The 20,759-nt window shown below is 61.1% G+C and carries 16 protein-coding genes and 1 tRNA gene; 11 read left to right on the forward strand and 6 right to left on the reverse strand.

Going from position 1 to position 20,759, the window contains the following annotated elements; translation table 11 throughout:
- Positions 1 to 3 precede the first annotated feature (3 nt).
- The 5 genes from C7T36_RS28515 to C7T36_RS28535 all read right to left on the reverse strand — a co-directional run bounded on the left by C7T36_RS28515 (position 4) and on the right by C7T36_RS28535 (position 5,161).
- Entirely contained in the window at positions 4 to 1,584 is a 1,581-nt protein-coding gene (locus C7T36_RS28515; RefSeq protein ID WP_045069302.1) for an SLC13 family permease, read from the reverse strand.
- Positions 1,585 to 1,685: 101 nt separating this feature from the next.
- Positions 1,686 to 2,354 (reverse strand): hypothetical protein, encoded by a 669-nt coding sequence (locus tag C7T36_RS28520; protein WP_072782650.1) that lies wholly within the window; start codon positions 2,352 to 2,354, stop codon positions 1,686 to 1,688.
- A 249-nt stretch (positions 2,355 to 2,603) separates the two neighbouring features.
- Positions 2,604 to 3,584, reverse strand: a complete 981-nt coding sequence (locus tag C7T36_RS28525) for a ribose-phosphate diphosphokinase (RefSeq protein WP_033234295.1) — start codon at positions 3,582 to 3,584, stop codon at positions 2,604 to 2,606.
- Positions 3,581 to 5,080, reverse strand: coding sequence for a bifunctional UDP-N-acetylglucosamine diphosphorylase/glucosamine-1-phosphate N-acetyltransferase GlmU (gene glmU, locus C7T36_RS28530; protein WP_045069304.1), 1,500 nt, complete (start codon positions 5,078 to 5,080; stop codon positions 3,581 to 3,583). The genes C7T36_RS28525 and glmU overlap by 4 nt, the downstream gene beginning before the upstream one ends.
- 10 nt (positions 5,081 to 5,090) lie before the next feature.
- A tRNA-Gln gene (locus tag C7T36_RS28535) sits at positions 5,091 to 5,161 on the reverse strand.
- Positions 5,162 to 5,345: 184 nt separating this feature from the next.
- Here C7T36_RS28535 and C7T36_RS28540 point away from each other — a divergent pair.
- The 11 genes from C7T36_RS28540 to C7T36_RS28590 all read left to right on the forward strand — a co-directional run bounded on the left by C7T36_RS28540 (position 5,346) and on the right by C7T36_RS28590 (position 19,921).
- Positions 5,346 to 5,978 carry a TetR/AcrR family transcriptional regulator gene (locus C7T36_RS28540; RefSeq protein WP_033234408.1) on the forward strand — a complete coding sequence of 211 codons (633 nt, stop codon included), beginning with the start codon at positions 5,346 to 5,348 and terminating at the stop codon, positions 5,976 to 5,978.
- Positions 5,979 to 6,166: 188 nt separating this feature from the next.
- Positions 6,167 to 6,808 (forward strand): ScbR family autoregulator-binding transcription factor, encoded by a 642-nt coding sequence (locus C7T36_RS28545; protein WP_033234297.1) that lies wholly within the window; start codon positions 6,167 to 6,169, stop codon positions 6,806 to 6,808.
- A gap of 335 nt (positions 6,809 to 7,143) precedes the next feature.
- Positions 7,144 to 7,617: a holo-ACP synthase gene (locus C7T36_RS28550; protein WP_084702941.1), complete on the forward strand. Its 474-nt coding sequence runs from the start codon at positions 7,144 to 7,146 to the stop codon at positions 7,615 to 7,617.
- The gene (locus tag C7T36_RS28555; RefSeq protein ID WP_033234563.1) at positions 7,614 to 7,856 is read left to right on the forward strand and encodes an acyl carrier protein; all 243 of its coding nucleotides are present in this window, start codon (positions 7,614 to 7,616) and stop codon (positions 7,854 to 7,856) included. The genes C7T36_RS28550 and C7T36_RS28555 overlap by 4 nt, the downstream gene beginning before the upstream one ends.
- Positions 7,853 to 9,043, forward strand: coding sequence for an acyl-CoA dehydrogenase family protein (locus tag C7T36_RS28560; RefSeq protein WP_045069307.1), 1,191 nt, complete (start codon positions 7,853 to 7,855; stop codon positions 9,041 to 9,043). The genes C7T36_RS28555 and C7T36_RS28560 overlap by 4 nt, the downstream gene beginning before the upstream one ends.
- Positions 9,040 to 9,996, forward strand: a complete 957-nt coding sequence (locus C7T36_RS28565; RefSeq protein ID WP_045069309.1) for an amino acid--[acyl-carrier-protein] ligase — start codon at positions 9,040 to 9,042, stop codon at positions 9,994 to 9,996. Before C7T36_RS28560 ends, C7T36_RS28565 begins: the two co-directional genes overlap by 4 nt.
- Complete coding sequence (locus tag C7T36_RS28570) at positions 9,996 to 10,982, forward strand: DUF1839 family protein (protein WP_033234562.1); 987 nt, start codon at positions 9,996 to 9,998, stop codon at positions 10,980 to 10,982. Before C7T36_RS28565 ends, C7T36_RS28570 begins: the two co-directional genes overlap by 1 nt.
- Entirely contained in the window at positions 10,982 to 13,525 is a 2,544-nt protein-coding gene (locus C7T36_RS28575) for a glycosyl hydrolase (protein WP_045069311.1), read from the forward strand. Before C7T36_RS28570 ends, C7T36_RS28575 begins: the two co-directional genes overlap by 1 nt.
- A 103-nt stretch (positions 13,526 to 13,628) precedes the next feature.
- The gene (mfd, locus tag C7T36_RS28580; RefSeq protein WP_045069314.1) at positions 13,629 to 17,255 is read left to right on the forward strand and encodes a transcription-repair coupling factor; all 3,627 of its coding nucleotides are present in this window, start codon (positions 13,629 to 13,631) and stop codon (positions 17,253 to 17,255) included.
- Between the two features lie 7 nt (positions 17,256 to 17,262).
- Positions 17,263 to 18,087, forward strand: a complete 825-nt coding sequence (locus C7T36_RS28585; protein WP_052683594.1) for a MazG family protein — start codon at positions 17,263 to 17,265, stop codon at positions 18,085 to 18,087.
- A 352-nt stretch (positions 18,088 to 18,439) separates the two neighbouring features.
- Positions 18,440 to 19,921: a sugar transferase gene (locus C7T36_RS28590; RefSeq protein WP_045069845.1), complete on the forward strand. Its 1,482-nt coding sequence runs from the start codon at positions 18,440 to 18,442 to the stop codon at positions 19,919 to 19,921.
- Positions 19,922 to 19,928: 7 nt separating this feature from the next.
- Here C7T36_RS28590 and C7T36_RS28595 read toward each other — a convergent pair whose 3' ends face one another.
- The gene (locus C7T36_RS28595) at positions 19,929 to 20,489 is read right to left on the reverse strand and encodes a YdcF family protein (protein ID WP_033234561.1); all 561 of its coding nucleotides are present in this window, start codon (positions 20,487 to 20,489) and stop codon (positions 19,929 to 19,931) included.
- Positions 20,490 to 20,759 lie beyond the last annotated feature (270 nt).

The raw sequence follows: 20,759 nt of genomic DNA on the forward strand, positions 1-20,759 counted from the left end.
GTGTCAGAAGTTCCAGATCAGCGGGATCAGAACCGTCGCAACCACGAGGAACCACACGAGCATCGGGAGTCCGAGCTTCCAGTAGTCGCCGAACTTGTAGCCGCCAGGGCCCATAACCATCATGTTGGCGGGGGTTGCGACGGGAGTCAGGAACGACGCGGCGGCCGCGACGGTCACGGTCATCAGGAGCGGCACCACCGAGATGTTCAGCTCGGAGGCGACGGAAATTGCGATCGGCGTGATGATCAATGCCGTCGCGGTGTTGCTGATGAGCTGGCCGAGCGTTGCGGTGACGAGGAACAGTCCGGCAACAACGACGTACGGGCTGGCGCCGCCGATGACGTCGACAAAACCGTGGGCGAGTTTCTCGGCAGCGCCGGTCTGTTGAATTGCCGTGGAAAGCGGGATCATTCCACCGACCAGGATGAGGGTGGTCCACGAGATCGAGCGGTGGGCCTGTTCGACGCTGATCACGCGCAGCAGGACCATCGCGCAGGCGGCAAGAAGACCCGCGACGGCGGACGGGACCAATCCGAACGTCAGCATGATCACCATGGCGGCGACAACGACCAGCGACATGATCGCGCGGGTTCCGAGCGGCGCGGCCTGCTTACGGATCAAGGCAGGCGGGTCGACAACAAGGACGTTCGGGTCCACGGACGTGTGAGTGTCCAGGTCGTCCCAACTGCCCTGCAGCAAGAGTGTGTCGCCGGCAGCGAGCCTGATACCGCCAGGCCCACAGGGCTCGCCGGCTCGCGCTGCGGCCAGAACCACCAGATCGCCACTGTCGGTAAGCATGCCGGGGAAAACCTTGTCGCCGATGATCTCCGAACGAGGCGGAACGATCACCTCGACAACACCGTCGTCCTTGGTGATCAGCGGCGCGTCGGATTGATCGCAACCGCCCGCGACGGCGTATTGCTGTGCGAGTGTTTTGGCGTGCCGGCTCAGGTCCGGTGACATCGACGTCCCGGCGCGGTGGGGCAACACGCGAGGACCGAGAAAGACTGCGATCGCAATGGTTCCGAGAACCAGTGGCGCGCCGATCAAGGTGAAGTCGAAGAAGCCGAATGCGCCGACACCGGCGTCGGCGGCGGCGTCGGAGACGATGATGTTGACCGGTGTGCCGGTGAGCGTGAGCATCGAACCGGCATGCGCGGCAAAGGCGAGCGGGAGCAGCAGTTGCGATGTGGACCGGCCGAGTCGGACCGCGAGGACGACCACCATCGGGATCAATGCGGCTACCGCACCGTTCACACTGATCAATGCTGTCAGTGCGGCGACCAGCAACATGATTGCGCTCACCAACCGAACGCGTGAATCGCCTACCTTCGTCAGAAGTTTCTCGCCCGCCCACGTCGTGACTCCTGTGGCGTCGAGCGCTTCGCTGACGACAAAGAGTGCGGCGATGAATATGACTGTGGGATCACCGAATCCGGCCAGTGCCTGTTCCACCGAGATCACCCCGGTTGCGGCCAGCGCCAGTGCGGTTCCGATCGCGATGATGCCGACCGGAATTCTGCCTATGACAAACAGAGCCACAACCACGGCAAGCACGACAAAGGTGATGGTGATGTCATTCACGATTCGTAAAGCTACCTCCCACCACGGCTACCGCCCTGCATCGCATACAGAACGACCCCGTCTCGGAAGGAGGCGGGGTCGAAGGGACGGACGCGGTGGAATTAGTTGGAGGCGGCGATGCGCGCCTTCTCGAGAGCAGCGAGTGTGCGGAGCACGGTTGCCTTCTGCTTGTTGAGATCGCTCAGGCGAGCACGAGCAGGCAGACCCTGGGCAAGTTCGGCGACCTTGATCTGCTCGTCGATGGAACCGAGCTGATCGAGAAGCCCCAGAACGCGCGTCTGCAGCGTGTTGATGTCGACGGTGTCCGTCTTCACCGGAGCGGCAACGCGAGTCGCAGTGCCCGTGCTGGAGGGGCGAGAAGCGCGTGCCGGTGACGTGTCGGCAACAACGGTGGCCGCGCGCGGGCGGATGGCCTTGCGGACAGCGGCAGCGTCGGGGAGAACGTCCATGCGGATTTCGTTGAGGACGCGGCGAGCTTCGCGTGCCGTGACGCGGTATTCACGCTCTTCGTCGTCGTCGGACTGCAGCGTTCCGCCGAGCGGACGCAGGCCGTACATGCCGAGGAATCGCTTGGCGTCGTCGATGATGCCTTCGTTTTCGCGGCACCGTTCGCAGCGCGGTTCGTTGCGGAACATTTCTACGGAGTTGTCGTCACCACACCAGACACAGGATCCTGGGCGCCACCGCCGGACCGTCGGAGCTGAAGAATTCGGTGAATGAGATTCGGGCCGGGATGCCGAACGAGATTCCAGGGTTTGCGCGTCGATCACGACGAGCCACATTAGGCGAAGATTGCGGGCAGGTGAACACCAGCTCGGCGTCGACCTGGGATTCTCTCCGGAGGCGTGACCAAGATCATGCCGATTGTCCGATTCTCGGGTATTTGTGTGTCGCACAAATGGTTTCGTGAAGACCTCTCGGTCTGGTTCAACAGATGAGCGTCCCCGTGAAACACGAAGGGCGCGTACCCGTGACCGTCTGGTCACAGATACGCGCCCGCCCCGCGGTAACGCGAAAGACTATGCGCTGCCGTTGAACAGTGAAGTCACAGAACCGTTCTCGAAAACTTCCTTGATGGTCCGTGCGAGCAGAGGTGCAATCGACAGAATCGTCAGCGTCGGGAACTGCTTCGACTCGGGGATCGGCAGCGTGTTGGTCGTGATGACCTCCTTGGCGCCGCAGGCAGCCAGGCGCTCGGCTGCCGGATCCGAGAAGATGCCGTGGGTGGTGGCAATGATGACGTCGACAGCACCGGCGTCCTTGAGTACCTTGACTGCGCCGGCGATGGTGCCGCCGGTGTCGATCATGTCGTCGATCAGCACGCAGGTGAGGCCGTTGACGTCACCGACGACGCGGTTGGACTTGACCTGGTTCGGGACCAGCGGATCACGCGTCTTGTGCACGAACGCCAGCGGCGCGCCGTCGAGGGCATCTGCCCACTTCTCGGCAACCTTGACGCGGCCGGCATCAGGGGAGACGACGCAGATGTTGTCGGTGCCGTAGTTGTCGCGCACGTACTCGGCGAGCTGGCCCTGAGCGTGCATGTGGTCGACCGGACCGTCGAAGAAACCCTGAATCTGATCGGTGTGGAGGTCGACCGTGATGATCCGGTCGGCGCCTGCGGTCTTGAGCAGGTCCGCGATCAAGCGAGCGGAGATCGGCTCGCGTCCGCGGTGCTTCTTGTCCTGGCGGGCGTACGGGTAGAACGGCAGCACCGCGGTGATGCGCTTTGCAGATCCACGCTTGAGGGCGTCGATCATGATGAGCTGTTCCATCACCCACGTGTTCAGCGGCGCCGGATGGCTCTGCAGCACAAACGCATCCGATCCACGCACGGACTCTTCGAAGCGAACGAAGATCTCACCGTTCGCGAAATCGCGGGCAGTCTGCGGGGTGACTCGGATGTCGAGTTCCTTCGCAACCTGCTCAGCCAACTCGGGATGCGCACGACCCGAGAACAACATCAAGTTCTTCTGGTTGTCGATCCAATTCGCAGTCACTGGTTCATGCCATCCTTTTGTACTTGCTGATCTGTGCGCTCTGATTCCGAAGCCGTTGCTGCATCGGCCGCAGGAGTACCGGGTCGATTTTTCTCGACCCAACCCTCGATGTTGCGTTGCTTACCGCCCGAGACCGCAAGAGCCCCAGCCGGAACGTCGAATCGCAAGACGGTGCCGGCGCCGGTGTACGCGCCGTCCCCGACGTGAACCGGAGCGACGAACATGGTGTCCGAGCCGGTTCGCACGTGCGACCCCACCACAGTACGGCGCTTGGTCACCCCGTCGTAATTGACGAAGACGCTCGACGCTCCGATGTTGCTGTGATGGCCGATGGTGGCGTCGCCGACGTAGGTAAGATGCGGAACCTTCGAGTGTTCGCCGATCTCGGCGTTCTTGGTCTCCACGTACGCACCGAGTTTGCCGTGAGCGCCCAGGGAAGTGGCCGGACGTAGGTACGCGAAGGGGCCGACAGTGGCGTCGTCGCCGATTGTCGACTCGCTTGCGTGCGAGCGGACGACAACGGCCCTTGCACCGACAGTGACATCGGTCAGAGTGGTATCCGGGCCGATCACAGCGTCTTCGCCCACTGACGTGGTGCCGGCCAACTGCACGCCGGGAAGCAGCGTCACATCTTGCTCGAGAGTGACGTCGCAATCGATCCACGTACTTGACGGATCGACAACGGTGACGCCCGCCCGCATCCACTTCTCGAGGATTCGACGATTCTTCTCACGTGCCAACGTCGACAGCTGCACGCGATCGTTTGCACCGGCGACCAGAACCGAATCAGCGATGTGCTGAGCGCGGACTCGCTTTCCGGCGCGACGGGCGATCATGATCACATCGGTGAGATAGAACTCGTGCTGAGCATTGTTGGAGTCGAGGGACGACAACGCATCGCGAAGCGTCTCGACATCGAATGCGTAGACGCCGGAATTGACCTCGGTGATCGAACGCTGCGAGTCCGTCGCTTCTTTTTCTTCGACGATCGCGTTGACTTCACCGTCGGTGGTGCGCAGGATCCGGCCGTACCCGGTGGGGTCGGACGCCGTGGATGTCAGGACTGTCACCGCGGCTGCCGGCGCGCTGATGTGGCGCTCGAGTAGGTCCGCGATGGTGGTGCCGTCCAGGAGCGGGACGTCGGCGGCAGTCACGAGTACCGTGCCGCGGAAATCTGCAGGCAGCCCTTCGAGTCCACAACTGACCGCGTGGCCCGTGCCCTTCTGCTCGTCCTGAACGGCGATGGTGATCGCGCGATCCAAGTCGGTGGCGACGGATGCCACAGCTTCGGATACCCGTTCGCGATCGTGGCCGACGACGGTCACCAAATGCGTCGGATTCAACGACGCGGCAGCGTGGAGGGAGTGCGCGAGCATGGTGCGGCCGGCAAGAGTGTGGAGCACCTTGGGGGTCTTGGACTTCATCCGAGTGCCTGCACCCGCTGCGAGAACGATCACGGCGGTTTGCACTTGTTTGAGCTCCCTCTTGTCGATCATCAACTACCGGCTCCGCCGCCAGGACTCGAACCTGAACTATCTGAACCAAAATCAGAGGTGCTGCCATTACACCACGGCGGATTGCCACGCTCTCCGAACCTTGCGGCGGATTACGCGCAAGAATAATCGCATGCCGACCCGGTCTAGGTCGAACCGCTCCTCCGTTTTCGGGTCGAGCAGTGCCGATAGGCTTGCTGAGAGCGGTGCGGTGACAACCGTCCGCCGTGTGGGGAGAGAGGCAATGATGGCGACGGTTCCCAATCCGATGGGCAGTGATCGCGCACCTGAACGGGCAGCTCGGGTGCGGATGACGGGAACACAGCGTCGTCAGCAGTTGATCGAGATCGCCAGGGCACTTTTTGCCGAACGTGGATACGAAGCAACTTCGGTCGAGGAAATCGCGCAGCGGGCGAATGTCTCGAAGCCTGTCGTCTACGAGCACTTCGGCGGTAAAGAGGGCTTGTACGCCGTGGTCGTGGATCGCGAGATGTCGCGACTGTTGGAGATGATCACGTCGTCGTTGTCGCAGAACCGCTCGAGAGTTCGAGTCGAGCGAGTAGCGCTGGCGTTGCTCACATACGTCGAGGAACACACAGACGGCTTCAGGATCTTGGTTCGTGATTCGTCCGTCGTGGCGCCGAGCGGCACCTATTCCAGTCTCCTCAACGACGCCATCAGTCAGGTGGGATACCTGTTGGCCGGAGACTTCTCGCGGCGCGGATTCGACCCGGGACTTGCAACGATGTACGCGCAGGCACTGGTTGGGATGGTGTCGACCACAGCCACGTGGTGGCTCGACGAGCGCACTCCGTCCAAGGAAGTTGTGGCCGCGCACCTCGTGAATCTGTGTTGGAACGGCCTCACCAATCTCGAGGCCGATCCGCAATTAGAGGGTTAACGCAGGCGTGCCTGTCGCCGAAGTATGGAGCGCAGTCTAAGCTGTGTTGGCTGTATCACGATCGTTCGATGGGCAAATGTGGTTTGTTTGCGTGGGGTGTTCTTTGTTGCAAAGCGCCTTCCATTTTGACGCTGTGAACGGGTAATGGTGAGGATTCGTTCGATGTGTGGTGACTGGAGGCCGGATCGATGGTGAGGCAGGAGCGGGCGGAAGCCACTCGTGATTCGGTACTGCGCGGTGCAGCGGGGGTTTTCCTGCGTCTGGGATATGCAAACGCCAGTCTGAGCGAGATCATCGCCGAATCGCAGGTGACCAAAGGGGCGCTGTACTTCCACTTCGGTTCCAAGGAAGAGCTCGCCCGCGCGGTAATCGACGAAGGGTCTGCTCGTTTCGACGCCAAGTCGGAATTGTGGCTGGATCGCCGGACACCGGCACTGGAATCGCTGATCGGTGTCTCGTCGGTGGCAGTCGATACTGCAGCACACGACGTACTTGTTCGTGCCACGTTCCGTTTGCTGGTCGAAATCGGTGACTACCGTGGATCGGGTCCGGCAACGTTCGACGTCTGGCTCGATATTTTCCGGGAACTCGCCACCAGAGCTGCCGATGAAGGTGACCTCAAATCCGACGTCGACTCTTCGGACATTGCGCGCTTCTTGTTGCAAATGGTGACGGGTGTCCGATTGATAGCTTCGGCTACGGGAACAATGCGCGATTTGTCTGAGTCGATGAAGACGTCCTGGAACATCATTCTTCCGGTCGTCGTTCCGGAATCGAAGGTCGAATACTTCCGCCAGTTTGCTGCTCGGCGTCTAAGTAGTGACCACTGAGTTAATCCGGTTTCGACGGTCCGAATGGCGTTCGGGTCGGTGACCTGGACAGTTGGTGGGATGTATCTCCCATTTGTGTGGATCTAATCGTGTCGCGGAAGTGGTATTGGCCTATATTGGGCTTTTGAAACAAACTCAGAGTATGTTTATCCCGTAACTAAATGTCCGATGGTCCGATCTTGCCGACCTGCTCGACGTTGCGGTATGTTCTTCCAGTAGCTGAACAATTGCTGCAACCTGTCGATCGGTCAGGGAAGCTCGATTGTTCGAGACGAAGTCGGTGTACCGGGCGGGGTAGGGGGTCGCCCGGTCCATCGATGAAAGGGGTATCGAAGATGGGTGAATCTGTACCGTCGGGGACTTCGGCAGTTTCGGCTGTTTCGTCAGCAACATTCGATGCGACCCCCCGGATCGGCTGCGACGTCGTCAATGTCGTGGATGTCAGTCGAAGTATCGAGATGTTCGGGAGCCGATACCTCGAGCGGACGTTCACCGCACGCGAGTTGGAGATCTGCAGCGGGGCTGCCAGGGATCAGCGACTCGCGGCGCGCTTTGCCGCGAAGGAAGCAGTGGTCAAGGTTCTCCGGCCCGCGGACACAGCAATTCCGTGGAATTCCATCGAGATTACGCGTGAGCTGTGGGGGGGATGTGGGGTAGAGCTTTTCGGCGAAGCAGCAAAACTTGCTGTGGCGCAGGATCTTCAGGATTTTCAAGTGTCTATTTCGCATGAGGCCGACGTCGCTATCGCCATGGTGATTGCCATGCATCGCGGCCGTTCGCAACAAACAGAAGGACTAAGTCACCGATGAGTGATCAGGCAATTCGCAAAGTGCTCATGGAGCATGGTCGGCTTGCAGTCGACGTCGGCACAATCGACATCGACGCCGATCTGTACGCGTTGGGTTTGACCTCCCATGCGAGTGTCAATGTGATGCTGGCGCTGGAAGATTCGTTCGATATCGAATTCCCGGACGAGTTGCTCCGGAAGAGCACTTTTGCCAGCGTCAGGGCGATCGAGAGTGCGTTGATCGGCCTGGGTGAAGCGTGAGCATTCCGCATCCCGACGTTATTGTCGAGCCCGCCCTCGATCGGGCACGCCGTGTCGCAGACGAAGTTGCTGCCGTGTGGGCGGCCGAGGTGGACGAAGACTCTCGATTCCCCGTCGAGGCGGTTGCTGCGATGCGCGAGCAGCGTCTGCTCTCTGTCGCCGTTCCTGCCGAGCTCGGTGGCGACGGCTTGTCCTTGCGTGAGGTTGCCACCATCGCGCGGATCATCGGATCACGCTGTGCGTCCAGCGGAATGATCTTTGCGATGCATCAGACGCAGATTTACTCCCTGGTCAAGCACGGCAACACCGAGGCGCTGCGGGCGTTCGTGGTCGAATCCGTCGAAAAGCAGTTGCTGCTCGCATCGGCAACAACGGAGTTGGGAATCGGCGGCGACGTCAGCCGAAGTTACTGCGCTGTAGAGGATCTCGGTGGCCATCTGCTGCTGATCAAGAACGCGCCGGTGATCTCGTACGGCGAGCATGCAGACGCGATTCTGGTCACCGCCCGACGTTCGCCGGAAAGTCAGCCGAACGATCAGGTTCTTGTTGTCTGTCGCAGCGGGGATCTCACACTGGAAAAGACTGCCGAATGGAACGCATTCGGGTTGCGGGGAACATGCAGCCTCGGGTACATCCTGCGGGCGACGTCCACGCCGGACATGATGATCGATACTCCGTACGCCGACATTTCCACCAACACGATGTTGCCCGTCTCGCACGTCGTGTGGAGTTCGGTGTGGCTCGGCATCGCTGACGCGGCACTCGACAAGGCGCGTAAGTACGTGCGCGCCGCGGCGCGCAAGCAGCCGGGAGTCTCGTCGCCGGCAGCGCTGCGACTGGCTGAAACAGCTTCCACTGCGCAACAATTCGCGGACCTGGTTGATGCATCCGCCAGTCGCTACGACCGCGCCGTCTGCGCTCGCGGCGAACTGGATGGGGCGACGACAACCGACAGTGTCGGGTTCTCGCTGTCGATGAACAACCTGAAGGTCGCCACATCGAGATCTGTGGTGGAGATTGTCGGTCAGACGATGTTGATCTGCGGTATCTCCGGATACCGAGAAGACAGTGAGTTCTCGCTCGGGCGGCATCTCCGTGATGCCCACGGGGCTGCCGTGATGGTGAACAACGATCGCATCATGGCTGGGTCCGCTCAAATGGCCATCGGATACCAAGGAACAATGTGACTACCGACTTCGTGAACGCCGAGACCGATTCCACCCCTTCCGAACTCGATCTTGCCAGGGCCGAGTTTCAGCGTGAATTGCTGAGTGCCGGAATTCTCATCGAGACAGATGTTCTAGGTCTTTACGGTCGTTCCGGGTTGTTCGAGGACATCATCGACGGAATCGACCGCGTGGTCGTTGCTGCGGGTCCCGGATCCGCAGCAACGCGTCTGCGCTTTCCGCCGGTGTTTCCTCGCACGAGTTTCGAGCGCACCGATTACATCGCGTCGTTCCCCAACTTGACCGGTGCCATCAACACTTTCAACGGAAGCAATCGTGATCACTCACAGTTGCTCGCAGATCGCGCCAACGGTGAATCGTGGGATCGCTATCTCGAACCGACCGAGACGATGTTGGTGTCGGCCGCGTGCCACCCCGCCTACGCTCAGTACACGGGTGAGTTGCCCGAAGGCGGAGTGCTTCTTGATATCTACGGATTCTGCTTTCGGCACGAACCGGCCATCGATCCAGCCCGTATGCAGGCGTTCCGCATGCACGAGTTCGTGACGATCGGCGACGCCGACGCCGCTGCAGCTCACCGCAAAAAGTGGATCGAACGCGGAATGGGAGTCTTGGGCGACCTCGGCCTCGATGCCACGCCGGTCATTGCCAACGATCCGTTCTTCGGAAGGGCCGGCCGGATGTTGGCGGCCAACCAACGCGATGAAAACCTGAAGACGGAGCTGACAGTTCGGTTGTACGGCGATCTCGACGAGGGTACGGCAATCGTGTCATCCAACAACCACCTCGATCACTTCGGCAAGACATTCGACATCACTACCGCCAACGGGGAGGTTGCGCACAGTTCCTGCGTCGGTTTCGGAATGGAGCGAATCGCTCTGTCTCTCTTGCGAACACACGGTCTTGACATTGCTGCCTGGCCAGGCGGCGTCCGTGGACATATGGGTTTGTGATGGCCAGACTCCTCGATATCACCCCCGATCGCTACAACTCACATGCCGTGCATCACGAGGACCGGGTGTGGGCGCAGACCAACTGTTACCTGGATCTCTGGATCGAGGTTCTGCATTCGCTCGGCCTCGACCCGGTTCCCGCCATGGCATGTGCGTTTGCGTCAAGGTTCGACGGTGCTCAGTGGACGTTCCTCAAGTTCAAAGCCGAGGATATCTTTGCGCTCTACGGGATCGACGTTGCCGAGATGAACGTCTGGCGCGCGCCACTGATACACGTCGAGGACAACCTCGAGGCAGGAATGCTGTCTACGGTGGAGGTCGACGGTTACTGGCTGCCGGACACATTGGGTACGAGTTACCATGAGACGCATACCAAGACAACAATTGTCCCCAACCGGATCGATCGAGTAGCGGGAGAACTCGAGTACTTCCACAACAGTGGATATTATGTGCTTCGGGGCGACGATTTTTCCGGGGTGTTCGATCTCGATCGTTCGAGCATCCCGCCTTTCGTTCCTTACGTCGAGCAGGTCCGTCTTTCGCCCGTTCACGAGATGAACGCGGGAAACATCGCAGAAGTAGCTCGTCGGAACGCGGCAGTTCGGCCTCCGGGAAATCCGGTACGCGAGCTGGGGCGCAGGGTCGTCGAGGATTCGGAGTGGATCCGCACAGCCGGCATGGAGGCATTCCATCTGTGGTCGTTCGGGTTGCTGAGGCAGTGCGGCGCCAGCGCTGAACTTGCCGGTGATGTCAGCGAATTTCTCGATGCGTCAGGGTTTTCCGGTACAGCGCAGGCGGCGGCGGGGTTCCGCAGTGTCGCTGCGGGCGCCAAGAGTGTGCAATTTCAGATGGCGCGTGCGGCGAGGGGGCGCGTCGTGGATCCCCGTGATCAACTCGACGAGATGGCGGTGTCCTGGACACAGTCCATGGACATCATCACCTCCATTGTCGGAGTTGATTCCCAGCGACATCTCAGGTTGGTGTGATGCCGCGGAAATACGCTACAGATCTTCTCGAGCAAGCGCAGTGGCGCTGTATCGCAACGCAACCCGGCGAAATCGTGAATCCCGCGCAGCTGTCGGGAAAGACGGGATGGCTACCGGCTACGGTGCCGGGCACGGTGGCCGGGGCGGTCCGCGAAGCCGACGGCTCCGCTGCGGCTCGCCGGGTGGCTGCCGACGCCAGTGATTGGTGGTTCGTCACGAGGGTTGCCACGGCCGGTGAGGGGTCGTGGCTGCTCCACCTCCAGGGGCTGACGGCGGGCGCGGACGTCTGGGTCGATGACACTGTCGTCTTGTCTTCTGAGTCCATGTTCGTTCCCGGTGAGGTAGTCGTAACCCGTGAGGCGGCCAAGAGTCGTGAATTCACACTCTCGATCCACTTTCATTCTCTGGCAACAGTTCTGAGTACGCGTCGGCCTCGTGGCCGATGGCGTTCGTCGTTGGTGCGTGAGCAGGGCCTGCGATGGATACGTACAACACTGCTGGGGAGTGCACCCGTATTCGCCGGTGTGCCGGTGCCGGTGGGGCCGTGGCGGGGTATTCGATTGTTGGACGTCGGCAAGGCAAGCGTCGTTTCCCGGACTCTTCACGCTACCGTCGATGGAACGTCCGGGGCCGTCGAGATCTCGGCGCGTCTCACGGGTCTGCCCCGCACTGTCACGGCAGTGCCGGTGACCGTCGGAAACGTTCGTGGTTCCCTCACAGTGACATCGCGAGACGGTGGACTTGCCGTCGTATCCGGCGTCGTCGAAATTCCTGATGTGGATCTCTGGTGGCCGCACACGCACGGTCGGCCGCATCGATACTCTGTGTCGATCGACGTTGGCAGAGATGTGCTCCACCTGGGGCACATCGGTTTTCGTAGTCTCGAGATAGATCGAACCGGCGGTGGATTTCGAGTATCGGTCAATGGGGTCGACGTGTATTGCCGGGGATCGGTGTGGGTGCCCACCGATCCCGTCTCCTTCCGCGGCGAGGCGCAAACAACGTCGGTGCTCGAGCGTTGTGCAGCGTCCGGCGTGAACATGCTGCGTATTCCCGGAACCATGGTCTACGAGAGTGATCACTTCTGGAACGAATGCTCGAGGTTGGGCATTCTCGTCTGGCAGGACGCGATGCTCGCGACGCTCGATCCGCCAGACACCGACGAGTTCTTTGCACTCTTTGCCGCCGAGGTACGTGCGTTCCTGCAACAGGTCGGTGGCAACCCGGCGCTCGCAGTTTTCTGCGGAGGAAGTGAAACCGAACAGCAACCGACCATGCTCGGTCTGGTCGATCAGCACATCTCGATCATTCATTCCCGCTTGCCTGCGATGCTCGAGGAACTCGCACCGGGACTCGAGTACGTCACTTCGTCTCCGTCCGCACCGCCCGACCGTGAAACACTGGCCACTCACGTAGGCACCGGTATCGCCCACTACTTCGGAATAGGCGGGTACCGGCGTCCACTCGACGACGTGTTGAGCGCGCGGGTGCGCTTCGCAACGGAGTGCCTGGCGTTCTCCATTCCGCCGTCGAACACTGCCGTCGAGAACGAGTTCGGCTCTGTGTCCGTAGCGGGCCACCACCCGTCGTGGAAGGCTGCTGTGCCACGGGACAACGGGTCGTCCTGGGACTTCGAGGACGTTCGTGATCACTACGTCAGAACGTTGTTCGGCGAGGATCCGAGTGAGGTTCGCTGGTCCGATCCGGAACGCTATCTCGACTTGGGGCGTGCGGCGATCTGCGAGGCCTTCGGCGCAGCACTCGGTTACTGGCGTCGAGCAGATTCCGGTTGTGACGGTGCGTTGACCTTGGCTTTGATGGATCTCGAACCTGGGCCAGGGTGGGGAGTCCTCGACTGGCATGGCACACCGAAGGCTCCGTGGTACGTGCTCCGGCGGTACTCGAAACCCGTGGCCCTTATTGTCACCGACGACGGTCTGGACGGACTCCGGCTCGACGTGATCAACGAGACCGGTGACCCGGTGGTTGCCGAAATCCGTATCCGAGCGCACAACAGGTCTGGTGTGGTCCCGGTGGATGTGGTCGCGCCCGTCAAGGTCGACGCCCACGGGAAACGGAGTCTGACGGTCGACGAGGTGGTGGGGCGATTCACCGATCTCACGCACGTCTTCAAGTTCGGGCCGCGCAACTACGACGCAGTCACCATCACTCTCGAGAACGAGGAAGGCGTGGTTATCGACGAAGTTGTGCATCTGTTGGGAAGCCCGGCCAGACCCCTGGAACGCACCGTCGGCCTCGCCGCCATTGCCCGCAGTGTCGGCGACGACTGGTTTGTCGACGTCACCTCGGAAGGTACGGCGCAATACGTGTCGCTGGACCTGCAGGGGTTCGAGCCCGAAGATTCCTGGTTTCATCTCGCACCAGGCGGTGCGCGGACGGTGAGGTTGCGTCGCACCGGTCAGGCGAAGATGGTGATCGGTCGCGTTCGAGCGCTCAATTCCCATTCCAGCGCCCCGGTCAGCCCGCCGTTGGTTGCCGATCCACCTCGGCAACCGTCGACCAAGCGGGTTCCGCGGAGGTAGGGCACGCTCGCGGATAGAATCGACTCGGCGTCACGCCACCGCTGGTGGGTGACGCTCGGGTTGTTCGTCCGCAGCTCGCCGTCACCGCCGAGGAGCGCATTCGTTGACTGCCTTGCCCGCTGCCCAGACTTCGCTTGCCGGCCTTGCCGAGGCCGCGCTCGCAGACGCGGCCTTCGCCTCGGTGACCGAGGCGATCGGTAGAGCCACCCTCGACATCGTTGCGCCGAAACCGGCGAGGCCGTTCATCGCGGCCGCGCTTGCATCGCGAACGCCAGTGCTGTTGGTGACCGCAACTGGTCGTGAAGCCGACGATCTGACGGCCGAACTCACCGAGATGATCGGCGGATCGGTTGCACAGTTCCCGTCGTGGGAAACGTTGCCTCACGAGCGGCTCTCGCCCAGCGCGGATACCGTCGGGCGGCGTATCGAGGTTCTCCGACGCCTTGCTCGTCCTGACGATTCCTCGTACGGTGCGCCGCTGCGGGTTGTGGTCACGACCGTTCGCTCTCTGGTTCAGCCGATGGCCCCCGGGCTGGGTGAGATCGAGCCGATCACACTGCGCGTCGGCACCGAGATCGACTTCGAGTCGGTTCTGGTCCGGCTGGTGGAAATGGCGTACACGCGCGTCGACATGGTCGGCAAGCGCGGCGAGTTCGCAGTGCGGGGCGGCATTCTCGACCTTTTCTCACCCACCGCGGATCACCCTGTTCGCATCGAGTTCTGGGGCGACGAAGTTTCGGAGCTGCGCTACTTCTCCGTTGCCGACCAGCGGTCGCTACCGGATATCGACGTCGACCTCGTCATCGCGCCGCCGTGCCGTGAATTGTTGTTGACCCCCGACGTTCGGGATCGGGCTGCCGCGATTGCCGTAGAGAACCAGGCCGACGCCTCGCTGGTGGAGATGCTGGACAAAATCTCGGCGGGTATTCCGGTGGAGGGCATGGAGGCGTTGCTTCCGGTGCTGAAACCTGGTGAATTGCAATTACTTTCCGATGTTCTTCCCGCCGGAACCCACATTCTGCTCTGTGACCCGGAGAAAGTGCGCACCCGCGCAACGGATTTGGTTCGCACCGGGCAGGAGTTCCTGGAAGCGTCGTGGACTGCGGCGTCTATCGGCGGCGCGGCACCCCTCGACACCTCCATCCTCGCCGGCGGCGACTCGGGGCTCGGCGCGTCTGCCTACCGGTCGCTGCGTCAGGTGCGCGAATCCGCAGAAGCGGGTGGGCGTCCGTGGTGGACCGTCAGCCCGCTGGCATCGGGGAGCGGTGAGGAACTCGAACTCCCGATTCAGCCCGCCCCGCAGGTGCGTGGGTCGGACGATCTTCTTGCCGAGCTGTTCGTCAGCCTCCGTGCGCACGTGACCACGGGTGGACGCGCGGCCGTGGTTGTTGCCGGTGCCGGCACGGCAAAACGAGTCCTCGAACGACTCGGTGAGGCCGAGGTTCCGGCCACAATGGCTGAGCCAGGTGCGGTCCCGGCACGCGGTCAGGTCTCGGTATTGCGTGGATCGTTGCACGACGGTCTGGTTCTGCACGGCGACGGCGACGTTCCGGGAATGGTTGTCGTCACCGAGGCCGACCTCACCGGCAATCGAGTTGCGGCAGTGGGCGACGGTAAGCGGTTGCCGGCCAAGCGTCGCAACCAAGTGGATCCGCTTGCACTTGCCGCAGGCGACATGGTCGTTCACGACCAGCACGGTATCGGCCGCTTTGTCGAGATGGTGGAACGCACCATCGGCGGGGCCAGGCGTGAGTACCTGGTCATCGAATACGCTGCGAGCAAGCGAGGCCATCCGGGGGACCGGTTGTTCGTGCCGATGGAATCGCTCGATCAGCTCTCCCGCTATGTCGGCGGTGAGCTGCCCGCGCTGAGCAAGCTCGGTGGATCCGATTGGGCGAACACCAAACGTAAGGCGCGCAAAGCGGTTCGTGAAATCGCGGGCGAACTCGTGCAGCTCTATGCCGCGCGTCAGGCAGCACCCGGCCATGCATTCGGCCCCGACACTCCGTGGCAGAAGGAACTCGAGGACGCCTTTGCGTTCACCGAGACGGTCGATCAGCTGACCGTGATCAGTGAAGTCAAGGGCGACATGGAGAAAGCCGTCCCGATGGACCGCGTCGTGATCGGTGACGTCGGATACGGCAAGACCGAGATCGCTGTGCGAGCCGCCTTCAAAGCGGTACAGGACGGTAAGCAGGTGGCTGTCCTGGTTCCGACAACTCTGCTGGCGCAGCAGCACCTTCAGACGTTTACCGAACGGATGGCGTCGTTCCCGGTGAAGGTACGCGGATTGTCGCGCTTCACCGATGCCAAGGACTCCAAGGAAATCATCACTTCCATGGCCGAGGGCGAGATCGACATCGTCATCGGCACACATCGCCTGCTGCAGACCGGGGTTCGGTGGAAGGACCTCGGTTTGGTGATCGTCGACGAGGAACAGAGATTCGGTGTCGAGCACAAGGAACACATCAAATCCTTGCGGACCCACGTCGATGTTCTGACTATGTCTGCAACGCCGATCCCTCGTACGCTGGAAATGAGCATGGCCGGCATCCGCGAGATGTCTACCATTCTGACCCCGCCGGAAGAGCGTCATCCGATTCTGACGTACGTCGGGGCCTATGCAGACAAGCAGGTCGCAGCCGCCATCAGGCGTGAGCTCCTGCGCGACGGTCAGGTGTTCTACGTTCACAACCGCGTCAGCTCGATCGACAAGGCTGCCAAGCGAATCCGTGAACTGGTACCAGAAGCGCGGGTTGTGGTCGCCCACGGTCAGATGAACGAGGACACTCTCGAGAAAACGGTTCAAGGATTCTGGGAGAGAGATTTCGACGTCCTGGTGTGTACCACGATCATCGAGACGGGTCTCGATATCTCCAACGCGAATACGTTGATCGTCGAGCGCGCTGATTCACTCGGCCTCTCACAGCTCCACCAGTTGCGAGGTCGCGTCGGACGCAGCCGGGAACGCGGATACGCATACTTCCTGTATCCGCCGGAGAAGCCGTTGACCGAAACGGCATACGATCGCCTTGCCACCATTTCGCAGAACTCCGATCTCGGCGCCGGTATGGCCGTTGCCATGAAGGACCTCGAAATCCGCGGCGCCGGTAACGTCCTCGGCGCCGAGCAGTCCGGACACGTTGCCGGCGTCGGGTTCGACCTGTACGTCCGCCTGGTCGGCGAGGCGGTCGAGGCCTACCGCGCCGCCGCTGACGGGCTCCCGATCACGACCGACGAGGGCCCGAAAGAGGTTCGCATCGATCTACCCGTCGACGCACATATTCCGCCGGACTATGTCACCAGCGATCGGCTTCGTCTCGAAGGATATCGAAAGATTGCTGCCGCAACAGATTCCGAGGGCATCGCTGCCGTCGTAGAAGAACTTGTTGACCGGTACGGCCCGATACCGGAAGAAGTGCGTCGACTCGTATCGGTGGCGAAGCTGCGGCTGCTGTGCCGCGAGTACCAACTCGAGGAAGTGGCGGTAACCGGTACTCAACTCAAGATCTCGCCCATGTCGCTGCCCGATTCCAAGCAGATCAGGCTCAAGCGGATCTATCCGAGCGCGCAGTACCGGGCGACGACAGGCTTGGTGCAGCTGCCACTGCCGCGAACCGGGGGAGTGGGTTCCGATCGCCTGCGCGACGTGGAATTGCTGCAATACATTGCCGATTTCATCCTGGCGATCGACGGTCGCGCCGCGAGTGCCGTGGTGATGGAGGCATGACCCGGTCGTGACCGAGATATCGACGATAGTTCTGCTCGATCCGCTGCGGCCGCACGTTTTTCCGCTCGAGGCACTCTCTTTGTTGTCCGGACCGATCCGGATCGACGACGACGTGCCGGTGTCGGTTCGGGAGGCGCTTCCGAAGTCGACACCGGGTGCCGGAGTGATCGTGATGATGGCCGGCGACGACGCAGCGGTGTCCGCACAGGCGGAAGCCGGGGTGCACGTCATCCGGGCGGCGCCTGTTCAGGGTGATCGTGTTGTAGAGGCTGCTTCCATCATGGATCGGTTATGGAGCCGTGGCGGCTGGGAAGCGACTCAGACCCACGAGAGCCTGTCGGTCTACCTTGTGGAGGAGACGTACGAAGTGCTCGACGCCATCCGCAGCGGTGACGAGATCGACCTTCGTGAGGAGCTTGGCGATCTTCTGCTGCAGGTTCTTTTCCATTCGCGGATCGCACAAGCGCACAATGTGTTCGAGCTGGACGACGTAGCCGCCGCATTGATCGAGAAGCTGATCCATCGAAGTCCACACCTGACGAGTTCGGGGGTGGTCGATATTGCCGAGCAAGAGCGCGCCTGGGACGAGTTGAAAGCTGCCGAGAAGGCTCGGGCTTCGGCGATGGACGGAATCGCCACGTCGCAACCGCCGATCCTCCTTGCCGCGAAGGTTCGGGCGCGGGCAGAGAAAGCAGGACTAAGTGACGCCGTCGACGAGGAAGAGTTGGAGCGACTCGTTGCGCAGTGCAAGCAAGCAGATGCGGCGCTTGCCGGTGCCCTTCACTTGCTGATCGGCGCGATTCGCGCGCGCGAGGCCGACCCATCCCTCTGACGCCCGAATCCGTCTGACGCCCGAATCCGTCCGATTTGAAATGATTTGCCCGGTAATTTGTTGGCAATCGTAAAAGTAGCTCGTGTCACTCAGGTGCAGAGAAAACAAACCTGAGGTATGTTTACGTACGGAACGAGCTACTTACGGTTGTTTTTTCAAGAAATAGCTGCCTGAACGGCGGTTATGTTGGGCAAATGATCGTCGGTTCGTTTCCGCACTGTGAGATGCCAGGTACGGCAGCCGGCGGGGTGTTGCCGTGCTTGGCTCCAGGGTTGGTTACCGATCAGCGACCACCAATGCGAACCATGATGTAGCCGGTGCCGCCGCATGTAGACACGAAAGACTGATGATCATGAGCGTTCATGCTGAGGTGGGGATCCAGCCGACAACACGGCGGGCGGATGCAGAACTGCGGACCGACTGGCGGCGGGAGTACGGGCGAAGGATAGCGATCACAGATACGGTCATCGTCACCCTCGTTATCGCGCTCGCGCAGGTTGGAAGCATGTGGCCCAATCCGATCGAGTGGCTGACACCCCTCAAAGTGGTTGCATCTATTGCTCTGGGCGTGCTGTGGATGACGGTGCTTGCACGCGGACGCAGTCGGCATCAAGCGATGCTGGGCGACGGACGCGACGAGTACGAGCGGGTGGTCCTTGCCACTGGCCAGGTTTTCGGGTTGGGTGCACTCGCGGGAATCCTTCTCGGGATCGAAATCGCGCGAAGCTACCTGATGATTGCATTGCCGCTCGGACTGGTGGCCCTGATTCTTGGTCGATACCTGTGGCGCCGCCGCATTCAGGGGAAGCGCTCAGCGGGTCTGTGCCGCAACTCGGTCCTGCTGGTCGGTGGTCACGCGTCCGTGGTTGCGACTACCCGATCTTTCGTTCGAGAGTCGGGAGCCGGCTACGACGTTGTGGGCGTGTGCATTCCACGACGCTCGACGGCCCTCGACGATCACATTGTCGTAGACGGCGCTCGTGTGCCGGTGCTCGGCAATGAATTCGAAGTAATCGAGGCAATGCGGGCGAGCAATGCCGACACCGTGATCGTGACGGGAACCGAGGACCTCGGTCAGGTCGGAATTCGGAAGTTGATGTGGGACTTGGAAGCTGAAGGAATCGACCTCGTTGTTTCTCCAGTCATAGCCGACGTCTCTATGGCCCGCTTGATGATCCGGCCGGTCGCGGGAATCCCGTTGATGCATGTGGCGCGTCCACGATACGAAGGCGCGAACGGTTGGGCGTCAGGGACGTTCGACAAGGCCTTCTCGGCTGTGATGCTTCTGCTTGTTGCACCGGTGATGGTTGCCGCTGCACTTGCTGTGAAGATCACGTCGAAAGGCACGGTATTCTACAAGGCCGAACGGATCGGCCTGAACGGAAAACCGTTCCCCATGTACAAGTTTCGAACGATGGTAGCGGGTGCCGATCAACAGGTTGTCGATCTGATGGGTGACAACGAGGGCGCCGGCGGAGTGTTGTTCAAGATGCGTGAGGATCCGCGAATCACACCCATCGGCAAAATTCTCCGTAGGTTGAGTATCGACGAGCTTCCGCAGTTCTTCAACGTCATACGTGGTGAGATGAGTGTGGTCGGTCCGCGTCCGCCGTTGCGACGCGAAGTCGAGATGTACGACGACGAAGTGTCGCGGCGTCTGTTCGTGAAGCCAGGCATCACCGGTCTGTGGCAGGTCAGCGGTCGGAGCGATCTGTCGTGGGAAGAATCGGTTCGACTCGATTCTTCGTACGTGGAGAACTGGTCTGTGGTGCAGGATCTTTCGATCATCGCTCGCACGGTCTCAGCGGTAGTCCGGAGTGACGGGGCTTACTAGCAACAACTTACCGAGCTGCGCTGAAACGGGAGTCTGCGCAACCGGCCCGCAGATTTCTGAGATACCCCGCTGTTTGGTAGACGTAATTGTAGGCCCACGTGCCGATGGAGAGGTCAGGACGACTCGCGACCATCAGTAGTTCCCCCGAATAGCACTGGGAAATAATGAATCGTGCGCGCGAAATATGAGGAACAAAGGTCACAGCGATGACGGTTGTCCAACCGTTCAGGCGCGCAAGCCGCTCGATTTCGAGACCTTCCCCTTCGGTTGTCGAGGGGGAAGGCACAAAGCAATCGACCGGAAAATCGAATGATCCGTTACAGATCGATTGCATCTTCTTGTCGTTGTCGCTGTAGGGATTGGAGAAGATAATTCGTGGTGCGTATCCGCGTCGCACGAGTTCGAGTCCCACTTCTTCGCGGCCGTCGTGGGCGCCACCTAGTACTACGACGGCGTCGGCAGATTGCGGTTCGTCAACCTTCGGGGACACGTAGAGTGGCCACCCTGCGATGGTTGTCAGGGCGAGCGCGGACACCGAGATGGCTACGATTTTCGAGGCTTTCGACATTTTTCTGATAGCCCGACAATACCTGCATCGATGCGCGCGATATTGATGGATGTGAACCCCTCGGGGCATATGCCGGATTTACGGCATTGTGGATTACGTAGGGGCAAAACAGGTCTCGGACCGTGTCGCTGAGCGGACCAGGCGACCTCGTCGGCGCCGGAATTGTCGAGTATTGCCGTGGTGTCGTCGAAACTTCGATGCCTGCTGGGTAACTGATTACCGCACTTCGGGTATGTTTGTGGTTATTCAGCAAACTTGCGGTTTCCTTTG

The organism is Rhodococcus sp. AD45-ID, from assembly GCF_003023755.1.
Classification (GTDB): domain Bacteria; phylum Actinomycetota; class Actinomycetes; order Mycobacteriales; family Mycobacteriaceae; genus Rhodococcus_F; species Rhodococcus_F globerula.

Excerpts from the sequence above, each read along its gene's own strand:
- C7T36_RS28595 (WP_033234561.1), bottom strand. The coding sequence starts at position 20,489 with ATGTCGAAAGCCTCGAAAATCGTAGCCATCTCGGTGTCCGCGCTCGCC.
- C7T36_RS28570 (WP_033234562.1), top strand. The coding sequence starts at position 9,996 with ATGGCCAGACTCCTCGATATCACCCCCGATCGCTACAACTCACATGCC.
- C7T36_RS28540 (WP_033234408.1), top strand. The coding sequence starts at position 5,346 with ATGGGCAGTGATCGCGCACCTGAACGGGCAGCTCGGGTGCGGATGACG.
- glmU (WP_045069304.1), bottom strand. The coding sequence starts at position 5,080 with ATGATCGACAAGAGGGAGCTCAAACAAGTGCAAACCGCCGTGATCGTT.
- C7T36_RS28550 (WP_084702941.1), top strand. The coding sequence starts at position 7,144 with ATGGGTGAATCTGTACCGTCGGGGACTTCGGCAGTTTCGGCTGTTTCG.
- C7T36_RS28555 (WP_033234563.1), top strand. The coding sequence starts at position 7,614 with ATGAGTGATCAGGCAATTCGCAAAGTGCTCATGGAGCATGGTCGGCTT.
- C7T36_RS28590 (WP_045069845.1), top strand. The coding sequence starts at position 18,440 with ATGAGCGTTCATGCTGAGGTGGGGATCCAGCCGACAACACGGCGGGCG.
- C7T36_RS28575 (WP_045069311.1), top strand. The coding sequence starts at position 10,982 with ATGCCGCGGAAATACGCTACAGATCTTCTCGAGCAAGCGCAGTGGCGC.
- C7T36_RS28545 (WP_033234297.1), top strand. The coding sequence starts at position 6,167 with ATGGTGAGGCAGGAGCGGGCGGAAGCCACTCGTGATTCGGTACTGCGC.